19 protein-coding genes and 1 pseudogene are annotated in these 23,071 nt (G+C 65.0%); 8 read left to right on the top strand and 12 right to left on the bottom strand.

Features of this window, described 5'->3' with window-relative positions:
* The first annotated feature begins 113 nt into the window (after nt 1-113).
* From AiwAL_RS03120 to rodA, 6 genes are all read left to right on the top strand, one after another.
* Nucleotides 114-473, top strand: coding sequence for a YqjD family protein (locus AiwAL_RS03120; protein ID WP_262312087.1), 360 nt, complete (start codon nt 114-116; stop codon nt 471-473).
* 38 nt (nt 474-511) lie between these two features.
* Nucleotides 512-931, top strand: coding sequence for a hypothetical protein (locus AiwAL_RS03115; protein ID WP_262312086.1), 420 nt, complete (start codon nt 512-514; stop codon nt 929-931).
* Nucleotides 932-1,037: 106 nt separating this feature from the next.
* Nucleotides 1,038-1,880 (top strand): rod shape-determining protein MreC, encoded by an 843-nt coding sequence (gene mreC / locus AiwAL_RS03110; RefSeq protein ID WP_262312085.1) that lies wholly within the window; start codon nt 1,038-1,040, stop codon nt 1,878-1,880.
* Entirely contained in the window at nt 1,880-2,407 is a 528-nt protein-coding gene (gene mreD / locus AiwAL_RS03105; RefSeq protein ID WP_235703259.1) for a rod shape-determining protein MreD, read from the top strand. The genes mreC and mreD overlap by 1 nt, the downstream gene beginning before the upstream one ends.
* Nucleotides 2,408-2,411: 4 nt before the next feature.
* On the top strand, nt 2,412-4,292 hold the full coding sequence (mrdA, locus tag AiwAL_RS03100) for a penicillin-binding protein 2 (RefSeq protein ID WP_235703260.1): 1,881 nt from the start codon (nt 2,412-2,414) through the stop codon (nt 4,290-4,292).
* Nucleotides 4,289-5,446, top strand: coding sequence for a rod shape-determining protein RodA (rodA, locus tag AiwAL_RS03095; RefSeq protein ID WP_235703261.1), 1,158 nt, complete (start codon nt 4,289-4,291; stop codon nt 5,444-5,446). Before mrdA ends, rodA begins: the two co-directional genes overlap by 4 nt.
* Nucleotides 5,447-5,449: 3 nt before the next feature.
* Here rodA and AiwAL_RS03090 read toward each other — a convergent pair whose 3' ends face one another.
* From AiwAL_RS03090 to tkt, 5 genes are all read right to left on the bottom strand, one after another.
* Nucleotides 5,450-6,694 carry an AmpG family muropeptide MFS transporter gene (locus tag AiwAL_RS03090; protein ID WP_262312084.1) on the bottom strand — a complete coding sequence of 415 codons (1,245 nt, stop codon included), beginning with the start codon at nt 6,692-6,694 and terminating at the stop codon, nt 5,450-5,452.
* Between the two features lie 79 nt (nt 6,695-6,773).
* Nucleotides 6,774-7,676 carry a DMT family transporter gene (locus tag AiwAL_RS03085; RefSeq protein WP_235703263.1) on the bottom strand — a complete coding sequence of 301 codons (903 nt, stop codon included), beginning with the start codon at nt 7,674-7,676 and terminating at the stop codon, nt 6,774-6,776.
* Nucleotides 7,619-8,815 (bottom strand): phosphoglycerate kinase, encoded by a 1,197-nt coding sequence (locus AiwAL_RS03080; RefSeq protein ID WP_262312164.1) that lies wholly within the window; start codon nt 8,813-8,815, stop codon nt 7,619-7,621. Before AiwAL_RS03080 ends, AiwAL_RS03085 begins: the two co-directional genes overlap by 58 nt.
* Nucleotides 8,816-8,821: 6 nt before the next feature.
* Nucleotides 8,822-9,835 carry a type I glyceraldehyde-3-phosphate dehydrogenase gene (gene gap / locus AiwAL_RS03075; protein ID WP_235703264.1) on the bottom strand — a complete coding sequence of 338 codons (1,014 nt, stop codon included), beginning with the start codon at nt 9,833-9,835 and terminating at the stop codon, nt 8,822-8,824.
* Between the two features lie 31 nt (nt 9,836-9,866).
* On the bottom strand, nt 9,867-11,903 hold the full coding sequence (gene tkt, locus AiwAL_RS03070) for a transketolase (protein ID WP_235703265.1): 2,037 nt from the start codon (nt 11,901-11,903) through the stop codon (nt 9,867-9,869).
* Between the two features lie 264 nt (nt 11,904-12,167).
* Here tkt and AiwAL_RS03065 point away from each other — a divergent pair, with 264 nt between their 5' ends.
* The gene (locus AiwAL_RS03065) at nt 12,168-13,100 is read left to right on the top strand and encodes a dihydrodipicolinate synthase family protein (protein WP_262312082.1); all 933 of its coding nucleotides are present in this window, start codon (nt 12,168-12,170) and stop codon (nt 13,098-13,100) included.
* Nucleotides 13,101-13,176: 76 nt separating this feature from the next.
* The gene (locus AiwAL_RS03060; RefSeq protein WP_235703267.1) at nt 13,177-13,950 is read left to right on the top strand and encodes a FadR/GntR family transcriptional regulator; all 774 of its coding nucleotides are present in this window, start codon (nt 13,177-13,179) and stop codon (nt 13,948-13,950) included.
* 402 nt (nt 13,951-14,352) lie between these two features.
* Here the strand turns inward: AiwAL_RS03060 and AiwAL_RS03055 are convergent.
* The 7 genes and pseudogenes from AiwAL_RS03055 to AiwAL_RS03025 form a co-directional block, all read right to left on the bottom strand.
* Nucleotides 14,353-14,613: pseudogene (locus AiwAL_RS03055) on the bottom strand (transposase); the annotation flags it as partial.
* A 166-nt stretch (nt 14,614-14,779) separates the two neighbouring features.
* Nucleotides 14,780-15,685, bottom strand: a complete 906-nt coding sequence (locus AiwAL_RS03050; RefSeq protein WP_235703268.1) for a glycosyltransferase — start codon at nt 15,683-15,685, stop codon at nt 14,780-14,782.
* The gene (rfbD, locus tag AiwAL_RS03045; RefSeq protein ID WP_262312081.1) at nt 15,682-16,587 is read right to left on the bottom strand and encodes a dTDP-4-dehydrorhamnose reductase; all 906 of its coding nucleotides are present in this window, start codon (nt 16,585-16,587) and stop codon (nt 15,682-15,684) included. The genes AiwAL_RS03050 and rfbD overlap by 4 nt, the downstream gene beginning before the upstream one ends.
* A 1-nt stretch (nt 16,588) precedes the next feature.
* The gene (gene rfbC / locus AiwAL_RS03040; RefSeq protein WP_235703270.1) at nt 16,589-17,143 is read right to left on the bottom strand and encodes a dTDP-4-dehydrorhamnose 3,5-epimerase; all 555 of its coding nucleotides are present in this window, start codon (nt 17,141-17,143) and stop codon (nt 16,589-16,591) included.
* A 13-nt stretch (nt 17,144-17,156) separates the two neighbouring features.
* The gene (gene rfbA / locus AiwAL_RS03035) at nt 17,157-18,038 is read right to left on the bottom strand and encodes a glucose-1-phosphate thymidylyltransferase RfbA (RefSeq protein ID WP_235703271.1); all 882 of its coding nucleotides are present in this window, start codon (nt 18,036-18,038) and stop codon (nt 17,157-17,159) included.
* A gap of 121 nt (nt 18,039-18,159) precedes the next feature.
* Nucleotides 18,160-19,215, bottom strand: coding sequence for a dTDP-glucose 4,6-dehydratase (rfbB, locus tag AiwAL_RS03030; RefSeq protein ID WP_235703272.1), 1,056 nt, complete (start codon nt 19,213-19,215; stop codon nt 18,160-18,162).
* A 77-nt stretch (nt 19,216-19,292) separates the two neighbouring features.
* Nucleotides 19,293-23,057, bottom strand: a complete 3,765-nt coding sequence (locus AiwAL_RS03025; protein ID WP_235703273.1) for a glycoside hydrolase family 99-like domain-containing protein — start codon at nt 23,055-23,057, stop codon at nt 19,293-19,295.
* Between the last annotated feature and the right edge of the window lie 14 nt (nt 23,058-23,071).

Below are 23,071 nucleotides of genomic sequence, written 5' to 3'. Positions count from 1 at the left end.
GCGGGCGTTGCCGGGGGTCCGGGAACGCCCGCTTTCGTTGTGGCAGCGTGGCTTGAAGCCGGGCGGCAAAAGCCCCATTCCTGAATAAGAGCAAGGCGATGGGGGTGCGGATCATGAGACGCTGGAGCAGCAGGCGCAAGGACGCGGTCAGTACCTTGACCAGCGAGTTCGATCGGTTCCAGGACGATTTCGACCAATTGCGCACCAAGCTCGTGCGGCTAGCTGGTGATACGGTCAAGGAATTCAGCGATTCTCCGCAGAAATTCGCCGACTTGAAGGACGTGATCGAAGGCCGACTCGCGGTGATCGAGGATGAGATCGGCGATCTCGGCAGGCAGTTGCGCATCAAGGGCGGCGAGGCAGCAGGCCGGGTCGAAAAGCGGGTGCAGGAGCGGCCATTCGCCAGCCTCGCCATCGCCTTCGGTGTCGGCCTTTTCGCGGCGCAGCTATTGCGTCGCCGCCGCTCGTCGTGAACGGCGCCCTATCTTCCACTCACTGGGCGGCTTGAAGCATGATGCGCGTGCTTTTCAACCTGCTCGACGGGATCACCCTGCGTTACCTGAAACGGCGCGCCGCCCTCACCCTGATCGGCTTGGTGATGGGATCGATCGGGCTGGGTTTCCTGATCGCCACCATCTATCAGGCGGCCGCGCTCGGTGTGGGCGATCTCTATGCTGCGCTGATCTGCGGGGGCATCTTCGTTATTTTCGCGCTAGGGTTGTTTGCCATCGCGAACCGGCAATGGCGGCGCCGGCCGCGCCCGCTGCTTGCCCGTGCGCGCTATGGCGCGGCAACCGAATTGCTGACCATGGCGCAGACGCTGATTCGCGAGGACCCCACCAAAGCAGTGATCGCGGCCTTGATCCTCGGCGCGATGACCGAACATCTGCAGAAACGATCCGCCGCCAAGCGCGCCCAGACGCGCGAATAAGAACAAATTGATCGTCATAGTTGCATGCACGGCATTGGCGTTTGGGATCGAGTGGCGTAAGACACGGCTCTCCTGACTGTCTCGATTTTTCAACGGAGAATGCCGCATGCTGCGGCCTTCGGCGCCGGTTCGACAAGCGCTCGCGCGGCTGACCCTGCCGGTCATGCTGCTGATTTCCCTTGCCCTGGTCCTGGCCGGGCGAGCCGATCGACATTTGGGTGCGGTTCTGCGCACCGGGCTCGACGACGCGCTTGCTCCACTCTATCGCGCCGCGGCAGCGCCGGCTTCGGCGGTCGCGCAGGATCGCGGGGCGATCGGCGCTTGGTTTCGCCTGCACGCCGATAATCTGCGCCTGACCCGGCAAAACCGTGAATTGCGGCGCTGGCGGGCGGTGGCGCTGGCGCTTGCCGCGCAGAACGAAGCGCTGAAATCGCAGCTTCATTTTGTCCCCACGCCGACGCCGAATTTTTTCTCGGCACGGGTCATCGCCGATCTCGGCGGACTTTACGCACGATCCGTCCTGGTCACGATCCCGCGGAATGCGTGGCGGATCGTCAACGCCATCGCCATGGACGGGCGCGGCGTGGTTGGCCGCGTGGTGCAGGCAGGATCGCGCAGCGCGCGGGTGCTGCTGATCACCGACCTGAACAGCCGGGTGCCGGTGGCGATCGGCAAGCACGGCGAACGCGCGATCATGGCGGGACAGAATACCGCGACGCCGCGCCTGATCTACTGGGCGCCGGGCGATCCGCCGCGCGAGGGTGCCATCGTGCTGACCAGCGCGGATGGCGGCGTGTTCCCCTATGGCCTGCCGGTCGGCATCGTTCACTATCGCGGACGCAACGATCCGGTGGTTCTGCCCTTCGCCGGCATGGCGCGGCTTCGCATCCTGCGGCTCTTCGAATACGGCCATGATCCGGATTCGGCCGTTGCGTCCGCGCGGCATTGATGATGGACGCGCCGGAATTCTGGCGTGGACTCGATCGGACCGCGCGGCACGCCCTGCCGGCGGCGAGCATTGTAGCGGTGACCATTCTGCTGGCGATGCCGGGCCTGATCCCGGCGCAACCCGCCTGCCGCACGGCGTTCGTGATCGCTTCGGTCTATTTCTGGAGCCTGTATCGCCCGGCATCGTTACCGGCGCCGGTGGTTGCCTTGCTCGGTGTCCTGCTCGACCTGCTCGGCGCCTCGCCGCTCGGGCTCTGGGCGGTGCTGCTGTTGCTGGAACAGGCGGCGGTCGCGCCGATGCGCCGGGTTCTGGTGCGCCAGAGTTTTCTCATGGTCTGGCTTGCCTTTACAGGCTTTGCCGTTGCCATTTCGGCACTGGAATGGCTTGCCCGCGCGGTTCTCGATCTTGCGCTGCTGCCGCCGGGGCCGATTCTGGCGCAGGGTTTGATCGCGATTTTGCTTTATCCGCCGCTCGCGGTCGCGCTGATCCGCGCCCATCGCAGTGCGGCGGCACCCGAGCAGGCCTGACCGCATGAAACGCGAGCGTGCCTTGCGGCCGATCTTCACTCGCCGCGCCTTGCTGCTTGGGGCGGCGGAATTCGCGGCATTCGGGGCGCTCGCCGCGCGGCTCTACCGGATGCAGGTGCTTCAGCACGGCAAATACGCGACATTGGCCAAGCAGAATTCGGTGAACGAACGGCTGCTCGCTCCCCTGCGCGGGCTGATCACCGATCGGCACGGCGCCATCCTGGCCGGCAACAAGCAGCACTGGCGGGCGCTGTTCATGATGATCCAGACGCCCGATCCGGCGTCGGTGATCGATCGGTTTGCCGCTCTCATTTCGCTGTCGGATGCCGAGCGGAGGCGGATCGGCCGGGATATCTCGGGTAAGCCGCGCTATATTCCAGTTTTGCTCAAGGACTATCTCGACTGGTCGGAAATGGCACGGATCGAGGTTCATGCGATCGAATTGCCGGGCGTGTTCGTCGATGTCGGTGCCTCGCGCGTCTATCCGCTGGGGGATGCGACCTCGCACACGATCGGCTATGTCGCGCGCCCCACACAGGTTCAGGCGCAGGCAAACCCGGTGCTGGCCCTGCCCGGAATGCGGGTGGGCCGCGCCGGGGTCGAGCAGGCGCGCGACACGGTGCTGCGCGGTTCGCCCGGCGTGGTGCAGACCGAGGTGAATGCCCACGGCACCGTGGTTCGTGTGCTCGATCGCGACAACGGCACCCAGGGCCAGACGGTTCAACTTACCATGGATGCCGGGCTGCAAAGCCTGGCGGCGCAAAAGCTCGCCGGCCAGGCGGGTGCAGCGGTCATGCTGGATGCGACCAACGGCGAGGTTCTGGCGCTGGCGAGCCAGCCTGGCTTCGATCCCACCTTGTTCGATTCCGGCGTGCCGGAATCGGTCTGGAAATCCTGGATCACTGATCCCAAGCGGCCATTGAACGATCGTGCGACGGCAGGCCTCTACGCGCCCGGTTCGACCTTCAAGCCGAATGTCGCGCTTGCCGCTCTGGAATGCGGCGCGATCACGCCGGAGACCACCTTCTTCTGCCCCGGCTATCTCAAGCTGGGCAACCATACCTTCTATTGCTGGGACCATTACGGCCACGGCAACGTCAATGTGGTCAGCGCCCTGCAACAAAGCTGCGACGTTTTTTTCTACCATACCGCGCTGGTTACCGGGATCGACCGGATCGCCGCGATGGGCCGCCGGCTCGGCCTGATCGGCCGTGTCGGGCTCGATCTGCCCGGAGTTTCCGAAGGCTTCCTGCCGACCCGCGCCTGGGCACGAGGCCGGCATCTGGTGTGGACCAGAGGCAACACGGTGATCCAGGGCATCGGCCAGGGCTACACCCAGGTCACGCCGCTTGGCCTTGCCACCATGACCGCCCGCATCGCCAGCGGCCGCGCGATCGGACCGCATATCGCGCGCGCTGTCGGCACGGTGGCGCAACCGGGGAGCACGGCGGCGCATTGGCCGGTTCTCGGGCTGGATGATCGCCATCTCGCGGCGGTGCGCCAGGGCATGTTCGAGGTGGTGAACACGCCGCTCGGCACCGGCTGGGCCTCGCGCCTCACTTTGCCGGGCGTGCATATGGCGGGCAAGACCGGCACGGCACAGGTCCATGACGAGACGGCAGCGCAGGAAAAATCGAATTTCAACGACGCCTCGTTGCCCTGGAAGTTCCGGCCCAATGCGTTTTTCATCGCCTTCGCGCCGGTCCACGCGCCACGCTTCGCCGTCGCCGTGGTGGTCGAGCACGGCAACGAGGGTGCCTCGGTCTCGGCCCCCATCGCCCATGATCTGATCACCGCCGCCCTCACGCGCGATCTCACCGCCGCCCCGCCGGGCATCATCCAAAGCGCGCCGCAAGCCGCTCTGCCCGAGGCCGCCCCCGCATGAACGCTCCGTTGACCACCAAATTATACCGCCCCTATTACCAGCGATCGTTCGGCATCGCGAACAAGCTGCTGCGGGTGAACTGGCTGTTCGTTCTGGCCTGCAGCGCGCTCGCGGGCATCGGCTATGCAGCGCTCTATTCGGCAGCGGGCGGCCACGGCCATCCCTATGCGACACCGCAGATCGAGCGTTTCTTCGCGGCCCTCATCATGATGATCGCGATCGCCATGATCGATATCCGCATCATCGCGAAACTCGCATGGCCGCTCTATGCCATCGGGATCGTGCTGCTGCTCGCGGTGTGGAAGTTCGGCCATGTCGGGCTTGGCGCGAAACGCTGGCTCGATGTCGGCGGGATGCATGTGCAGCCCTCCGAACTGATGAAGCTGTTTCTCGCCCTGGCGCTGGCCTCCTGGTTCCAGCGCGCGAGCCACGAGCGGGTGGGCAATCCGCTGTTCCTGATCCCGCCGGCGCTCGCAATCCTGGTGCCGGCGGCACTCATCCTGAAGGAGCCTAATCTCGGTACCGCGCTGATCACCATGAGCATCGGTGCCGTGGTGCTGCTCGGTGCGGGCGTGCGCTGGTGGAAATTCGCCATCGTCATCGCGATCGTCGCGGTGGTGGCGCCGTTTGCTTATGCCCATCTGCACGGCTACCAGAAGGAACGGATTCTCACGTTTCTGCATCCCGGCCGCGATCCACTGGGGGCCGGCTACAACATCATCCAGTCGAAAATCGCGCTGGGTTCCGGCGGCATGTGGGGGCAGGGATTCCTGCACGGCAGCCAGAACCAGCTCAATTTCCTGCCCGAGAAACAGACCGATTTTGTGTTCACCATCATCGCCGAGGAGTTCGGCTTCGCCGGGAGCATCGTGCTGATCGGCCTGCTGTTCGCGATGGTCACCATGGCGGTCTATACCGCCTTGCGCTGCCGTCATCAGTTCGGCCGGCTCGCCGCCCTGGGCATCGCGACCAATCTGTTCCTCTACTGTTTCGTCAATCTCGCGATGGTGATGGGCCTGATCCCGGTGGGCGGCGTGCCGCTGCCGCTGGTGTCCTATGGTGGCTCCGCGCTCACCGCCGTGATGCTCGGCTTCGGCGTGCTGATGTCGATCCATGTCCACCGCGACGTGGAATTCGCTCCCGCCGACGATTAAGCCTCACGCTGCTCTGGGTTCTGGTGGGTAACGACGAAGAATAAAGATCATCACGGCCATCGAAGGCAGCGCCGAGAGCACGGTGAATTCGTAGAACGGAATCCAGCCCATCGCATTCGCCAGCACGCCGGATATCCCGCCGACCGTGCGCAGCGCCAGCGCCGCCACCGAGGAGAGCAGCGCGTATTGTGTCGCGGTGTAGTCTTTCGTGCAGAGCCCCGACAGATAGGTGATGAACGCGGCATCCGAGATGCCCTGGGCGAAGGATTCCACCACGCTGGTAGCGAACAATATATGCGGCGCATGGGGATAGAGCCCCAGCAGCGGATACAGGATGAGTGCGGCGGTCTGGAACACGCCGGCGCACAGCAGCGCGCGCCCGACACCCAGCTTCGCCACGGCAACCCCGCCGAGGGCTGTGCCGGCCAGCACGGCGACCAGCGCGGCCGGCCCGGTGGCGATGGCGATCATCGCCCGGTTGAAGCCGAGATAGGTGTAATAGGGCGCCAGCATCACCCCGGCGAGGGCCTCGCCGAGGTAGAACAGGACCACGAACGAAAGAATGATCGCCGCCCCGCGGCGCGAGAAGAACTCCGCCAGCGGGGCGATCACCGCCTGACGGAACCGCACCGCGACGGATATCCTGCCGTGGTCCGGCGGCGGTTCCGGCTCGGCGCAGAGCAGGGTGGCGACCGCACCCAGCAGTTGCAGCGGCACCATTAGCAGAATCGCCTCGTGCCAGCCGATGACGGTCGAAAGCGCGATCACCCCGGAGCCCGAAATCAGCATCGCCGCGCGATAGCCCCACACATAACCCGCCGTCGCCGCGCCTTGCAGTCGCTGGGGGAAGAACTCGATGCGCCAGGTGTCGATCATGATGTCCTGGCTCGCTGAAAGGAACGCCACCAGCGCGCCGAGAACCAGCGTCGCCGCCAGCGCGTGCGCCGGTCGAGTCAGCGCCAGTCCGCCGATCGCGGCGGCCAGCACGAGCTGGATCAGCAGCAGCCAGCCGCGCCGCCGCCCGAGGCGCCGGAACGGCGGCGGCGCCAGAATCTGGTCGAGCGCCGGCGCCCAGAGGAATTTCAGCGAATAGGCGATGCCGAGATTGGCGGTGAAGCCGATCGCGGCCAGCGGCAGATGCGCGCGGGCGAGCCAGAGGCGGAGCGTGAACCCCGAAAGCGCCAGCGGCAGGCCCGACGAGAATCCAAGCGCGGTAATCAGAGCAATGGGGCGAATCCGGTTCACCACCCTATTTGCCAGGGACGGACCGGGCGCCGTCAAGGGCTTGAACCGAGCCTCGCTTTGAGGCGCCTGCCGGTCTGCGGCGTTATCGTTTTTGTGCCACGAAGACCGATACGAGAACGATGACGCCTCCGGCGATTTCGCCCGGCGTGATGGTCTCGCCGAGCAGAAGCGCGCCGCCCGCCACGCTGACCAGCGGGATCATGTAGAGAAATCCGCTGGCGCGCTGCGCACCGAGACGCGCACTGCCGATGTTCCAGAACAGCATCGAAATGGTCGATGACCCCAGCGTCAGCGCGGCCAGCACGATCAGATCGGTGCGGGTCATCGCCGGCAGTGCGGTGGCCATGTCCGGCGCCCCAGCCAGAACCATGGGGGCGGCGCCGAAGGCCATGGTCGCCGCGGTGACCGGCAGCGAGCCGCGACGCACGATCAGGTCGGGGGCCATGACGCAATAGAGCGCCCAGGCGGCGGCGCTGGCCAGGATTAGCATGATGCCGCCAGCACTGCCTTCGGCGGGGCCGATGCTGACCGACATCAGTGCCACTCCGCATGCACCCGCGATGGCAGTGCCGATCAGGATCGGGCGGGGCATCCGCCTGGCGGCGATCGCCCCGAACAGAAGGATCAGCAGGGGTTCGGCGGCATCGAGCAGCCCGGTCAGCCCGGCGCCCACGGTGCGCTGGCCAAAACTTGCCAGCACATTATAGCCGGTGATGCCGCACAGGCCTGCCAGGGCGGCGCGCCGCCAGTCCGCGCCCGACCAGGGCACCCGCCGGCGGAGCAAAAAAGGCAGGAACAGAATCGCCGCCGAGCCGTAGCGGAGGGCGAGAACCGGCAGCACCGGCAATCCCTGTTCGGTCGCGCCGACCAGAAGGCGCATCCCGACCGGCGAGGTGCCCCAGAACAGGCAGGCGAGCAGGAGAAGACCTACGCCGAGTCCGTCGCCAGAACCGCGACTCCCGGCAGCACCTTGCCTTCCATCCATTCGAGGAACGCGCCTCCCGCGGTCGAAACATAGCTGAGCCGGTCGGTGATGCCGGCCTGGCGAAGTGCCGCGACGGTATCGCCGCCGCCGGCGACCGAAATCAACCCGGATTTGGTTGCCGCCGCAATCGCATTGGCGACGCGCAGTGTCGCCGTGTCGAAGGGCGGGGTTTCGAACGCGCCGAGCGGGCCATTCCAGATCAGGGTTTTCAGACCCTTGACAGCCGTGATGATCGCATCGGTCGTGGCGGGACCGACATCGAGCGCCATGGTATTCGCCGGCACCGCGTCGGCGGGAACGATCCGCGTCGACGGGTTGGGAGCGAAGGTTTCGCTGACCACGAAATCGGCCGGGAGCAGGATGTCGCAGCCATGACCGGCGGCGGCATTCATGATGGCGCGGGCGGTGTCGTGCAGCGCGGCCTCCTGGAGCGATTTGCCGAGTTCGGCGCCCTGTGCGGCGAGAAACGTGTTCGCCATGGCGCCGCCGATCACCAGGAGATCGACCCTGGCGATCAGATTGGTCAGCAGGTCGAGCTTGGTGGACACTTTTGCGCCCCCGACGATCGCGCCGACCGGGCGTGCCGGATTGCCGAGGGCGGCGGTGAGAGCCACCAGTTCCGCCTGCATCAGGCGTCCGGCATAGGCAGGCAGAATGCGCGCGATGCCCTCGGTGCTGGCATGGGCGCGATGGGCGGCGGAAAACGCGTCGTTGACGTAGATTTCGCCATGAGCGGCGAGCCGGGCGGCGTGCGCCGCGTCGTTGGCTTCCTCGCCGGGGTAAAAGCGGGTGTTTTCCAGCACCAGAACCTCGCCGTCGTTCAGCGCCGCGATCGCGCGGGCGACCTCGGGGCCGATGCAGTCATCGACGAAAGCCACCTTGCGGTACAGCACCGCGCCGAGCGCCTCGGCGACCGGGCGGAGCGACATGGTTGCGACCAGTTGGCCCTTCGGCCGGTCGAAATGAGACAGCACGATCACCCGCGCCCCGTTGCCGGCCAGTTCGCCGATGGTGGGCGACAGGCGTTCGAGCCGGGTGAGGTCGGTGATCCGGCCGTCGCGCAGCGGCACGTTGAGATCGGCGCGTAGCAGCACGCGCCGGCCACGCACGTCCAGCCCGTCGAGCGTACGGTAGGGGATGGGCACCTACAGCGATCCGAACAGTGCGGCGGTGTCGCTCATCCGGTTCGAGAAGCCCCATTCGTTGTCGTACCAGCCCATCACGCGGGCCAGCGCGCCATCGACCACGGTGGTCTGCGGCGCGTCGAAGCTGCAGGAATAGGGCACGTGGTTGAAGTCGGAGCTGACCAGAGCGTCGGTCGAGTAGTGCAGGATGCCGTCGAGCGCGCCTTCGCTCGCGGTTTTCATTGCGGCGTTGATCTCGTCCCTGGTGGGCTGCTGTTTCAGGTTCACGTCGAGCGAGACCAGCGAGACGTTGGGGGTGGGAACCCGGATCGCGGTGCCGTCGAGCTTGCCCTTGAGTTCGGGCAAAACGAGGCCGACGGCGCGCGCTGCGCCCGTGCTGGTCGGGATCATCGACAGGGCGGCGGCGCGGGCGCGATGGCGGTCCTTGTGTAGGGTATCGACGGTTTTCTGATCGCCCGTGTAGGAATGGATGGTGACCATGTACCCGCGCTCGATGCCGAACGCCTGGTGCAGCACCATCGCCATCGGCGCGAGGCAGTTGGTGGTGCAGGACGCGTTCGAGATGATTGTCATGTCGCGGGTCAATGTGTGGTGGTTCACGCCGTAGACGATGGTGGCGTCGACCCCGTCGGCCGGAGCGGAAACCAGCACCTTGCGCGCGCCGGCTTCGATCAGCCGGGCCGCCGCCGCGCGGTTGGTGAACAGGCCGGTGCATTCCATCGCGACATCGACACCGGTGAGCGGCACTTTCGACGGCTCGCGCTCGGCGGAGACGCGGATCGGCGCGTAGGCGCGACCGTTATAGTGGATGACGATGCTGTCGCCCTTGATATCGACGGTTCCGGGAAACCGGCCATGCACCGAATCGTAGCGCAGCAGATGAGCGTTGTCCTCGACGCTGCCGAGGTCGTTGATCAGCACCGGCTCGATATCGGTGCGCCCGCTTTCGATCATGGCGCGCAGCAGCAGTCTCCCGATGCGGCCGAAACCGTTGATCGCGACGTTCACAACCATTGAGAACTCCCTGTCGGAAAGAAGATTATGGTCAGAGCTTCGACTTGACCGCGGCGACGACGGCCGCGGGCGTGATGCCGAAATGGTCGTAGAGTTTCTGATAGGGGGCGCTGGCGCCGAAGCTGTGCATCCCGATGAAGGTGCCGGTTTCGCCGAGCAGCCGTTCCCAGCCGAACCCGACGGCGGCTTCGATGCCGATGCGCGGCGCGAGGCCGAGCACGTCGGTGCGGTAGACTTCATCCTGGCGGCCGAACAGCTCGAAGCTCGGGACCGAGACCACCGCGACGCCGATGCCCTCCTTGGCCAGCGCATCGCGCGCCGCGACCGCGATCGCGACTTCCGATCCGGTGGCGATCAGCGTCGCCTTGCGCGGCCCCTCGGTGTCGGCGACGACATAGCCGCCGCGCGCCGACAAGTTCTCCGAGCCGTGCTGGCGCGGCAGGGCCGGCATCGCCTGCCGGCTCAGGATCATCAGGGTCGGGCCGTCCTTGTGGTGGAGCGCGATATCCCAGCATTCGGCGGTCTCCAGCGTGTCGCCGGGGCGCAGCACGAGGACGTTCGGCATGGCGCGGAACGAGGCGAGATGCTCGACCGGCTGATGGGTCGGGCCGTCCTCGCCGAGACCGATGCTGTCATGGGTCAGCACCAGGATCGGCCGCGCCCGCATGATCGCGGCGAGGCGGATCGCCGGGCGGCAATAATCGCTGAAAATGAAGAACGTGCCGCCGTAAGGGATCAGGCCGCCATGCAGAGCGAGGCCGTTAAGGCAGGCGGCCATGCCGTGTTCGCGTACGCCGAAATGGATATAGCGGCCGGAATAGTCGCCCGGCACGCAGGTGCCCATCGATTTGACGAAGGTGTTGTTCGAGGGCGTGAGATCGGCCGAACCGCCGACCATTTCCGGCACCACCGGCACCAGCGCGTCGAGCGCGAGCTGGCTGGCCTGACGGGTCGCGAGGTTGGGTTTCTCGGCGACGATCTTTTCGCGCAGGGCGGTCATCGCCTCGGCATAGCCGGTCGGCAGGTCGCCGTTGAGAACCCGGTCGAACTCGGCTTTCTGCTTGTTCGAGGCGTGGCGTTTCAGCCAGGCGCGGCGCGCACCTTCGCCGCGGGCACCGGCTTCACGCCAGGGTTTCAGGATTTCGGGCGGCACGCTGAACGGCGGCGCGGTCCAGCCAAGCATCGCCTTGGCGGCGGCTGCTTCTTCCGGGCCGAGCGGCGAGCCGTGGGTGCTGGACGTGCCGGCCTTGTGCGGAGCGCCGAAGCCGATGATGGTTCGGCAGGCGATGATGGTCGGCTTGCGGCTGCGCATGGCGAACTGAATTGCGGCCTCGATCTGTGCAGGATCGTGCCCGTCGATCCGTTTGGTGGCCCAGCCATAGCCGGCGTAGCGTTTCAGCACATCGTCGGTCATCGCGAGCGCGGTGCTGCCGTCGATCGAGATGGAGTTGTCGTCGTACAGGACGGTGAGCTTGTTCAGCGCCAGATGGCCGGCGATGGCGCAGGATTCGTGGCTGACGCCTTCCATCATGTCGCCGTCCGAGGCGATCACCCAGGTGCGGTGATCGACCAGGGATTTGCCGAAGCGCGCGGCCATCATTCGTTCGGCGAGCGCGAAGCCGGTGGCGGCGGATATGCCCTGGCCGAGTGGGCCGGTGGTCATTTCGATCGCCGGATGCTCGCCGCGTTCGGGATGGCCGGCGGTATGCGAGCCAAGCTGGCGGAACTGCTTGAGGTCCTCGATGGTCATGTGCTCGTAGCCAGTGAGGTGCAGCAGCGAGTAGAGCAGCATCGAGCCATGGCCGGCCGACAGGATGAAGCGGTCGCGGTCCGGCCAGTGCGGATCGGCCGCGTCGTATTTCATGAATTTGGTCCAGAGCGCGGTCGCAACATCCGCCATGCCCATCGGCATTCCGGGATGGCCGGATTTCGCCTTTTCCACGCCGTCGATGGCCAGCGCGCGGATTGCGTTCGCCATCAGCCCGGCTTCGGTCGGCTTGCGCGACAGGATTGCCTTCTGGCGCTCCAGCGCAATTTCGTTGCTGGCGTGGTCGCTGCTGCTGGCCATGTGCGATTCTCCTCGTTGAACAGGTCTTAAGGTGCGGCGCCGGACGCGGCAACCCTCGCGGGCGCGCCATGACTCGGTTGCGAGCCGGATGCCGCTTGAAGCTTGGCCCGTTTACGGTTGGCATGCGGTCCCAGGACTTCAAGCCAAACCTCCGTGTCTGTGCGGCGTCTGGTTCGCCGGTCGTCGGGTAGGCGGACAGAGGAATAGACAGATTATGCCAAATATGTATTAAATAATGACAAATTCTAACGGGGCGGCACCACCATGAAAACCACGCCTGTAACCAAAGACGACCTCACCCGCTCGGTGTTGGCGGTGCCGCCTTTGGCACGGAGCGCCGATTTCTCGCCAGACACGGTGCAAAATCGCGCGATCGTGCGGCATCTCGAAGCCGGCGGAGTGACCACGCTGCTCTATGGCGGAAATGCCAATTTTTATAATATAGGATCGGGCGATTACGCGTCCCTGCTCGACATGCTGGAAGGGGTGGCGGCACCGGACACCTGGTTGATCCCTTCGATCGGGCCGTCCTTCGGCCTCGCGATGGATCAAGCGCGATGGTTGCGCGGCCGGGATTTTCCGACCGCCATGGTACTGCCGATGAACGGGCAAGCGACACCTGCCGGTGTCGAAACGGGGCTTGCGCGGATCGCCGAGGCGTTCGGGCGGCCGGTTATCCTCTATCTCCGGGCGGAGAATTATCTGGAGCCGGCAGCACTCGCTCGGTTGGTTCAGGCCGGTATGGTGACTGCGGTGAAATATGCGGTGGAACGGCCCGATCCGTTGCCCGACGCGTATCTCGCCGCGCTATGCGAGGCGGCGGGATCGGACACCATGGTCAGCGGCATGGGCGAACTGCCCGCGCTTGCCCATCTGCGCGATGCCGGGCTTACGGCATTCACCTCCGGCTCGGTATGCGTGGCGCCAAACCTGTCCATGGCCACGCTTGCTGCCTGCCGGGGCGGCGATTTTACCGAAGCCGCGCGGCTGCGTGCCTTGTTCCTCCCGCTGGAAGAATTGCGCAACGCGCTCAACCCGATCCGCGTTTTGCACGAGGCGGTGCGCCTTGCCGGAATTGCCGAAACCGGACCGCTGCTGCCGATGCTGTCCAACATCGAGACGGCACATCACCAGGCGATCGGGGCGGCGGCGCGGGAGTTACTTGCGGCCGATCGCGCGCTGGCGCTGGCCGCCTGAGTCTCGCGATGCGCGGCACCATCCGGCACGCAAAGATCGGCTTGCCGCAAGGCGGCTTCACGTTATGTCTCGATACATGGTGAAAACGACCGGCCAATCGGGGCGCGACGACACTGGCGATGACGTTGTCGCGCGCAGGTCGGCGCCGCTGGTGCTTGCCCGGCGGCTGCGCCTCAGCGATCAGCTCTACGGCCAGATTCTTGAACAGATCGTCAGCGGCAGACTTTCCGAGGGCGCGCGGCTACCGTCGGAGACCGAAATCTGCAAATCCTTCGGCGTCTCCCGCCCGGTGGTGCGACAGGCGCTTCAGCGGCTGCGTGCCGACGGGCTGGTGCAGGCGCGCCAGGGTTCCGGCACTTATGTGCAGGCGCGCCCGGCGGAGCGGCTTGCCGATTTTGTCGATCCGGGCGCGGTTTCGGCGTTGCTGCGCTGTCTCGAAGTTCGGGTCGGCCTGGAAGGCGCCGCGGCGCGGTTTGCCGCCGAGCGGCGCGGCACGCGCGAACTGGATCGGATCGTCGCGGCGCATGAGGCGTTGCGGGTGCAGGCTGATGCGGGAGCGATGACCGCGGAGGTTGATTTCGCCTTCCACGTTGCGATCGCCGAGGCCAGCGGCAACGGGTTTTTCCCGCGCCTGCTCGCCGAACTCCAGGCCGAACTGCGCGGCTTCATGGCGCTGTCGCTCAATCTGACTCGGACCGGCCCCAGCCTGCGTGCGGCTCATGTGCTGCACGAGCACCGGCTGATCCTGGATGCGATTCGCGGCCAGGAGGCCGAAGCTGCCGAAATCGCCATGCGCTTTCATATCGTTCAGGCACGCCGACGGATGGTCGACCGCAACCGGGAAGGGTAGATGTAGTTATCATCTTCTATAGAGGCCATTGCGCCAGTTGTTCGTGGAACAACAGTTTTTGTGAACGTTTCAAGAACATGACTGCAATGAATTTGGCGGTGCGAAGGGTTGCCGCATATCGGGCGGAATGAGGTTGAGCTCGCGGTAGAGTGTCGAGCGTCCGAGGCCAACCCGTTTGGCGGCTTGGGTGGGCGATAGCCCGCCGGCGGATCGGGGTGATCCGGGCGTCGCCACGGGCGGCGCGTGCTCCGGTCGCGTCAGCAAGCCTCAAGACGTTTGCGGATGACCCTGAGCCGTTCGCCCAGTTCCCGTTCCGACAACAATCTGCGGCTGAGCAGGATATGCGCCAGGGACAGGAGCTGTTGCTCGGGCCCGGGAATTTCCCGGTAGATCGTCTCGCCATTTTTTTGAGGCGATGTCTTTCAACACCGCGTTGTCCAACATCGCATCGGCCAGCAGCTTCTTCAGCCGCGTGTTCTCGTCCTCCAACTGCCGCAGCCGACGCGCCTCGGAGACGTCCAGGCCGCCGAACTTGGCCTTCCACTTGCAGAACGTCGCCTCGCTCACGCCGTGCTTGCGGCACACGTCTGCCGTCTTCGCCCCCGCCTCCTGCTCGCGCAGGATCCCAATGATCTGCTCCTCGGTAAAACGCGATCCCTTCATCTCCGCCTCCTGCTCAGGCGGACTCTACCTAAAATCGGAGGAGTTTCAGGGGCTCAGGTCATGGCCTCTATACTCGTCCGCTGCCGCCGCGAATGCGGTGCGCGCCTTGTGACGCGGAAGCCTAAGAGCGCGGATGCGCTCGTCCGGCGCTTGAAGGCATTTGAAATTAACCAATCATGAACCAGAACCGAAACAGCACGTTTTCCAGCTCGGTCTGCCGCTTCAAGCCGGGGCAACGCAATGCGTGGGTGCGCCGCGCGATGCCGCCGCGCAATCCCGCACCGATCCGGGCAACATCGTTTCGTGCCTGATCTGTCAGATACTCGGTATGCGCGGCAAGCTGGAACACGTGGCGGCGCATCATGGTCATGAAGCTGCCGGGGCCACGCCGGATCGCGGCGATCGCCCGCGCCAGAGTGGACGGCGGCGAGCCGATCAGATTGCCCTTGTGCTGGCGATAGAGCACGACCGGCTTGGGATCGATCACCACTTCGCCGCCGCAGGCGGTGATCACGATATAGCTCCACCAGTCATGCACCGTGCCGAGCGGGCCGGGGATGCGCGACACCAGATTGGCCGCCGCACGATTCATGACCATGGTGTTGCCATGGACGATGTTCTGGGTGAGGCTGGCCGGAAAGCCTGGTTGGTTTCCAGATAAAATCGACAGACGGCGCCCCTGCAGATGCTCGTCGACCAGATATTGTCGGGCGCAGTAAAGGACTGCCCGGTTGCCCGCCGAGGCCAGCCCGTGCCGGGCGCGGGCGAGCTTGTCGGGCAGCCAGACATCGTCCTGATCGGCAAAGGCAACCGCTTCGGCATCCGCCGCTTCGGGCAGCAAGGCAAGAAAACTCTGTGCGGCACCGAGATGTACTCCCGATCCCGCTGCTTCGCGGCAGCGCATCTCGCCGATGCGGGCGGTAAAATCGTACATAATGGTCCTGGTGTCGTCAGTGGAACCGTCGTCGCGCCAGACGAGGCACCAATCGCGGTCGGTCTGCTGTTCGAAACTGTCCAATTGTTCGGCGAGAAAGCGCGCGCCGTTATAGGTCGAGAGCAGGATCGCGATCACGTTGGCCGATCCTGTGAAAGAATCGCGGTGACGACCCGATGCGTCGCGTCTCGCCAGTCAGGCAACGTCATCTGAAAGATCGTTGCGAGCTTCGTGCAGTCGAGCCGGGAATCGGCGGGGCGTTTAGTGGGCGTCGGCCAGTCGGCGGTCGCAATCGGGGTGACGGTCGGGCGAACCTCGCCATGCAGGGCCGCGACATCGAAAATCGCTTCGGCGAAGCCATGCCATGTGGTCTCGCCCGTATTGGTAGCATGAAACACGCCCTGATATTCTGTGCGCCAGCCGTTGCGCCGGAGTTTTACCACGATATCGAGAATCGCACCGGCGAGATCTTCGGCTGCGGTCGGCGCGCCGCGCTGATCGGCGACGACCTTGAGCGCGCCGGTTCTGCGCGCCGCGTTGATCATGGTGCGGGCGAAGTTTTTGCCTCGTGCGGAAAACACCCAGGCGGTGCGCAGCACGATCGCATCAGCGCCGCTGCCGAGCACCGCGCGCTCGCCGGCCTCCTTGCTCGCACCGTAGACGCCGAGCGGGGCGACCGGATCGGCTTCGACATAGGGCGCACCCTTTTCGCCGTCGAACACATAATCGGTCGAGACATGGATCAGCGGAATTTCGTGTATCCGGCAAAGCGCCGCCAATTCTTCCGGTCCGTCCCGGTTGGCGCGATAGGCGGCGTCCGCGTTGGTTTCTGCGGCATCCACCGCCGTCCATGCGGCGGCATTGACGATCAGCGAGGGGGCTGTCGCCGCGACGCACCGGCCGACGGTATCAAGCGCGTCGAAATCGAAATCTGGCCGTCCGACCGCGACATGCGCGAGTTCGCGGGCCGACGCCTGCAAGGCAAGGGCCATGCCGAGTTGACCCGTCGCACCCGTGATAAGGATCGGGCCCGGTTTCATGTCACACCGAAAACCAGCTCTCGCAGGCGGCGAAACGGGGCAAGATTGCGTCCTTTTCCGACAAAACCGCCTCATCCGGCGCAATCGGCCACGGCAAAGCGAGATCGGGGTCGTTCCAGATCACCCCGCGCTCCGAGGCTTTGTCGTAGCCGCCGGTCACTTTGTAAATCACCTCGGACTCTGGTTCCCGGGTGCAGAATCCATGGAGAAACCCGCCAGGAATCCAGAGCTGCGTGCCGTTGGCGGCACTGAGTTCTGCCGCCACGTGCCGACCGTAGGTGGGCGATCCGCGCCGGATATCGATCGCGACATCCCAGATCGCGCCGCGCACGCAGCGCACCAGCTTACCCTGCACGAATGGCGCGATCTGGCAGTGCAACCCCCTGATCGTGCCGCGATTCGCCGAATAGGAGTGATTGTCCTGCACGAAATCCTGCACGAAACCGGCGCTCGCCAGCTTCGCCTTGTTCCAGCTTTCCGAAAACCAGCCGCGCGAATCGCCGAACCGCGGCGGGGTGATCAGCAAAACATCTTTGATTTCGAGCGTTTCGATCATCCGACCTCAATCCCTATCCATGCAGCCCGTCGGCCAATTCGGCCAGAACCCGTCCAAGTTCGGTCTTGCCGAGCCGTGCGGCCCGGCCGCGCAGAGTCTCGGCGTCGATATAGCCCATGCGGAAAGCCACCTCTTCGGGGCAACCGACCAGGTTGCCCTGGCGAGACTGGATCGTTTGCACGAAGGTTGCCGCTTGCAGCAATGAATCGGGTGTTCCGGCATCGAGCCAGGCGGTGCCGCGTCCGAGCTTTTCCACCTGCAGCGAACCATCGTTCAGGTAGAGATGGTTGAGGTCGGTGATCTCCAGCTCGCCGCGTGACGAAGGCTTGATCGAGCGGGCGAAATTGGTCACCCGCTCGTCATAGAAATACAGTCCGGTGACCGCCCAGTTGGAGGTCGGTACCGCGGGTTTCTCGACGATGTCCACCACCCTTCCGTCAGCATCGAAGCTCACCACGCCATACCGCTCCGGGTCGCGCACTTGATAGGCGAAGACCGTCGCCCCCTTGGGCCGCGAGGCGGCTGCACGCAACGATACCGACAAATGATCCGCGTGGATCAGATTGTCGCCCAACGCCAGCGCGCAACTTTGCCCGCCCAGCCAATCCGCGCCGATCAGAAATGCCTGTGCCAGCCCATCCGGGCTCGGCTGCTCGGCATAGGTGATCGTGATGCCGAACTGGCTGCCATCGTCCAGCAAACGCTGGAATTGCGGCAGATCCACCGGCGTCGAAATCAGCAGAATATCCCGTATTCCGGCCAGAAGCAGTGTCGATAGCGGATAATACACCATCGGCTTGTCATAGACCGGCAGCAATTGCTTCGACGACGCCTGGGTGATCGGATGCAGCCGCGTTCCCGAACCGCCGGCCAGAACGATGCCCTTGGTAATCACAGCAGGGCTCCACGCTGAGATGCCAGGCTGGGTGTGGGGAGAAAGGTGCCAAGGCTCCGTCTGCGAACGCCGATGGAATGCACCTGGAGGAGAATCTTCCCGATCACCGTTCCGGCGCTGGTCATGCCGCGGTTCCCAGGCGTTGACCGGCGTAGCGGGCGGTGCGGATCGATTGCCACCACGATGTGTTGTCGAGATACCAGTCGATCGTGCGGGCGAGGCCGGTTTCAAAATCGTGGCGGGCGGTCCAGTTGAGAGCGGATTCCGAGCGGGAAGGGTCGATTTCGTAGCGGAAATCGTGACCGGGGCGGTCGGTGACGAAGCGGATCAGTCGCGCGCGAGGGCCGGCGGGATCGGGACGTTTGGCATCGAGGATGCGGCAGATCGCGGTGACGACATCGAGATTGCTGCGCGGCTGACGGGCGCCGATGGCGTAGGTCGCGCCCGGTTCGCCGGTGGTGGCGACGCGGGCGAGGGCTTCGGCGTGGTCGTCGACGAACAGCCAGTCCCGCAGGTTGGAGCCGTCGCCATAGACCGGCAGGGGCCTGCCGTCGAGCGCGTTGAGCAGGACGAGGGGGATGAGTTTCTCGGGGAATTGCCACGGCCCGTAATTGTTGGTGGTGTTGGAAACGATGGTTGGCAGGCCGTAGGTATGGTGCCAGGCGCGGACCAGATGATCGGAGGCGGCCTTGCTCGCCGAATAGGGGCTGCGCGGATCGTAGGGGGTGGTTTCGGTGAACGGCGGATCGGTCGGGTCGAGCGCGCCGAACACTTCATCGGTCGAAATATGGTGAAAGCGGAACGCGGCTTTGCGGGTCGCCGGCAGGCCGGTCCAATATGCGCGGGCGGCTTCGAGGAGCACGAAGGTGCCGGTGATGTTGGTTTCGATGAAATCGCGCGGTCCGTCGATCGAGCGATCGACATGGGATTCCGCGGCAAGGTGCATCACCATGTCGGGCTGATGGGTCGCGAAGGCGGCGCGCATCGCCGCGGCATCGGCGATGTCGGCGCGGATCAGGGTGTGGCGCGGATCGGTCCGGGCGGTGCCCAGCGCGGTCTCGGAGGCGGCGTAGGTCATTTTGTCGATATTGACGATCCGATGATCGGATGATGCGATCAGATGGCGAATCACGGCCGAACCGATGAAGCCGCAGCCGCCGGTGATCATGATGTTCATACCGAAACCCCAGTTAGTCTGGTTTGAATTATCCGTCGTTCCGAAATGATAGCCGAAGGGAGTCTTGTTATCCCGGTTTAAGCAGGCTCGGTTGAATTGTGCAATGCAGTGTCGATTTTTGCGACACCGAACCGAAGGGCGATCTCGGCGCGGTCCGCGCTTTGACGCTGTCTTGCGGCATCATCCAATCCGAGCCGTTCGGCGGCGATGTCCTGCATCCGGGCGATTTCGGCCAGGTGGCGTTCGGCGTCCAGCGCCTGGGTTATGCCGCGATCATGCCGGCGGTGAACGTTCAGCGGCTCGGCCAGCCAGACCACCGAGCCGCCTCCTGCGGCCAGAAGCTCGAGATAGGCACGCCAGTCGCCGGCCAGCCGCCAGGTTTCGATTTCATCGCCCAGGCGCTCCAGCGCGGCGAGCAGAGCGGTGCGGCGGAAGATCACGGCGCTCACGTTCAGGATCAGATTGCGCCGGGCGAGGAACCGGGCGGCGAAATCCTGTGCTTCGAAGACGGTGGTATGGGCAAGGTCGGTGATCTCCGACTCGATATAATAGCGCTGGTAATCCTCCATCACCGTTCGGCCTTTAGAATCGATCGCGCGAGAATCGGCTACCGCCATCACCGCGTCGGGCGTACGGCTCAGCGCATCGGCCAGACGGGCGAGGAAACGCGGCTCGGCCGCGTCGTCGGCTTCGGCGAGCCAGAGAAAATCGCCGGCAGCGAGGGTTGCGGCGCGGCGCCACTGGGCAAGGACCGATCCGCTATTGGTTTGATTGTGATGGATCACGAGGCTGCGCCGCCAATCCGCGGCGATGCGCTGCGCTTCGGCGACCGAGTCGTCAGTCGATGCGTCGTCGAGCAGCAGAACTTCGGCGGCCGGGTAGGTCTGGCCGAAGACCGAGCCGAGGCGTTCGGCCAGATAGTCGCGGTAATTGTAGCTCAGCACGGCACACGAGATGCGGACGAGGCCGGGGTGGGCGATGCCGAGCAGAGCGTTTGTATACGCGGCGAAATCGAAACGTTTCGCCGCGATCCTGGCGATGCGCGGCCGATCGGCTTCCAGTGCGGCATGATCCAGGCGCGCGGCCAGGGCGACCGCGAAGGCGGCGACATTGCCCGGAGGCACGGCGCTGCCGGTCGCGGTCTCACGTTGCAGATCGGGAATGCCGCCGGCAGCTTCAAAGGCGATGCTGGGCACGCCGGCAGCCATCGCCTCGATCACCGTGGTGGGCAGCGGGTCTTCGCGCGAGGTGAGAGCGTAGATATCCGCCGCTGCATAGGCAGGCGCGATAGCCTCATCGAATGGCAGCAAATGGAATTGCCCGGTCGCCGCGGCAGCGGCGATTTCGGTGCCAAGGTAATCGCGAATCCACAGATGCGCCTCGCCCATCCAGATGAAATGGACATCGGCGCGAGCAGCGGCAAAGAGGCGGAATATCTGAAGAAACAGGTCGAACCCTTTGCGTAGATCGGCGAACCCGACACCGAGCACGACGTAATCCTCGGGTTTGATGCCGTGGGCGACGCGAAATTCGGCACGGGCGGCATTGGTGAAGCCGATTTCCTGATAATTGCCCTGGGCGAGAACATGAACCGTCGGAGGAGCCGCATCGAGAGCCGCACAAAGCGCGTCGCGCACGAAATTGGACGAGAATACCACGGCGCGGGCGGCATTCATGCCCTGGCGAGCCACGCCGCGCAGGGATTTCTCCTGGATCAGCCGGGGCATTTCATGGATCAGGAGGGTGGATGGGATGCCAATATCGGCAAGCAGGCGGCAAATCCGCGCCGAGGCCGTGCTGTTGACAATGGCGCAGGCAATGCCGCGCTCTCGATAGAGCGCGATGTGACGGGTCAGCGCGCCTTCGTCGGGTGCGAGATCGACCACGCCTTCGGCCTCATAGGCGGCGATCATCGGGCCGCCGCCGAGCAGCAGGATGCGCGGAGTGATGCCGTGATTGCGGCGCAGATGACGGGCGAGATGCAATAGAAGCATCTGGGCGCCGTGGGCCAAGGCGTCGTGGCCGACCAGCAGTACGTTGCGCGTTGTATCGGCCGGATGCACTCCCGTTGCGGCGCGGCCGGTTGCATTCAGGAAAGCGCCGCCGAAATGCAAATCGGGCTCGAGATAGGCACCCTCCGCCCATTCGTTCCAGGCGTTGATGCAGACGATCGGCTCGCCGAACACCGGATTGCACCGGGCGCGTTCGATCAGCGCGGCGAGCCAGGCCTGGTAGGCGGCGGGCGATACATCGTGCAGCACGACACCCGCACCCTCGCGCCTCGGGTCGTTGTCCCAGCCGGGAACGGCAGTGCGGATCAGCGGATAGGACGGATCGGGTTCGGCGAGCGAAGCGGCTGCGATATCGTCGTAGCGATAAACATCGGCCGAGAATTCGGGATCGAACAGATCGAGACCCGCATTGATCTTGGGGGCATCGACCACCAGCTTGTGGGGCGGAAACTCGACCGCGCCATCCAGGCCGTGCCGAGCGGGATCGTAGTCGTGGAAGCTCTGTGCCATGAAGATCAGCGGGTTTTCGCCGTGCCGCTCGGCGAATAAGGCACGCCAGCGTGAAATGGTTGCCGCGCCGTCGGGAATCAGTGCCGCACGATAGATCATCAGCAACGGCCTGCCGTCGAGCCGGATATAGCGTTTATCGGCGAAGTGGCGGGCGAAATCGTCGATCAGCGCGATATCGTCCTCGGCGCGATAATCCTGCGCGAGCATGATTTCGCGCTCCAGCCCGTCCCAGCGCCGGGTCCAGTTCTCGTTCGCCCACATCAGGCAGAAGCGCGTATCCAGCGCGGGGTCGGCAAGCAGGCGTTCGAGCGGCTTTTCGAGGAGCCGCCTGCCGTTGAACCAGTAATAGTAGAACACGAACCCGCCGATGCCGGCGGCGCGGGCAAGATCGATCTGGCGCGGCAGGGTCGCGGGATCGTCCAGCGAATAATAGCCGAGATCGCGCGGCACGCGGGGCTGATAGTGGCCGGCGAAGCGCGGAGTCGCGCGGGCAAGGTTGGTCCAGTCGGTGAAGCCTTGTCCCCACCATGCATCGTTTTCCGGGATCGGATGGAACTGCGGCAGATAATAGGCGAGCAGGGTAGCCTGGCGCGGCGCGCTTAGGGGCAGGCGCTGAAGCGATTCGAAATCGGGCGACGGGCGGGTAGCGGCCCGTACCGCGCCGGCGATCAGCCGTTCGTGGGCGGGGCGGCACGGCAGGAACCGTCCTCCGCGATGAGCGAGATAGTGCAGGAGCGGATTCTGGTCGCCGATATCGGCGGCGTAACGGGTTCGATAGAATCCGATATCGAAGCCCGGCGCGGGATCGCGCGATTCGGCGACTCCGAACGCGCAAAAATGCTCGAACGGGTCAGACATGGTCGCCGCGACGTCGGGATTATGCTCGAGATACCATGCCGCGTCGAAGACTGGCACCGGGCTGACCTGTCCGGTGCGCCGGCGGGCAAGATAGTCGGCGAGCGCGTTTTCGGCATCCGGGATGCCGTAGGTCTCGCGATACCAGAGCACGTGAAACATCTGTGAGGGGTCGCGTCCCTCGCGATCGCCGAACTCGATGTAATGAACCAGTGGGTTCAGTCCGAGAACCGCGATGTCGGGGTTCCTTGCATAATAGAATTTGGGGTCGAAATACGGATTCGGTTTGCGCCCGTCGCGCCAGCCGGTCGTGCTGAAATGCGTGACGGCGTCGGATTCCGGCGGCAACTCGGGCGCTTGGGCGGCATAAAACCCGGCATCGAGCAGGCCGCTGGCGCGAACGACCATCATATCGCGCGCCAGATCGGCGGATGGACCGCTCGCATCGATGATATTTCCGTCCATGGCGGGCGAATCTC

This window comes from Acidiphilium sp. AL, from assembly GCF_025499445.1.
Taxonomy (GTDB): domain Bacteria; phylum Pseudomonadota; class Alphaproteobacteria; order Acetobacterales; family Acetobacteraceae; genus Acidiphilium; species Acidiphilium iwatense.
The sequence above is the reverse complement of the archived record's forward strand: the minus strand, read 5'-3'. Positions and strand labels throughout refer to the sequence as shown.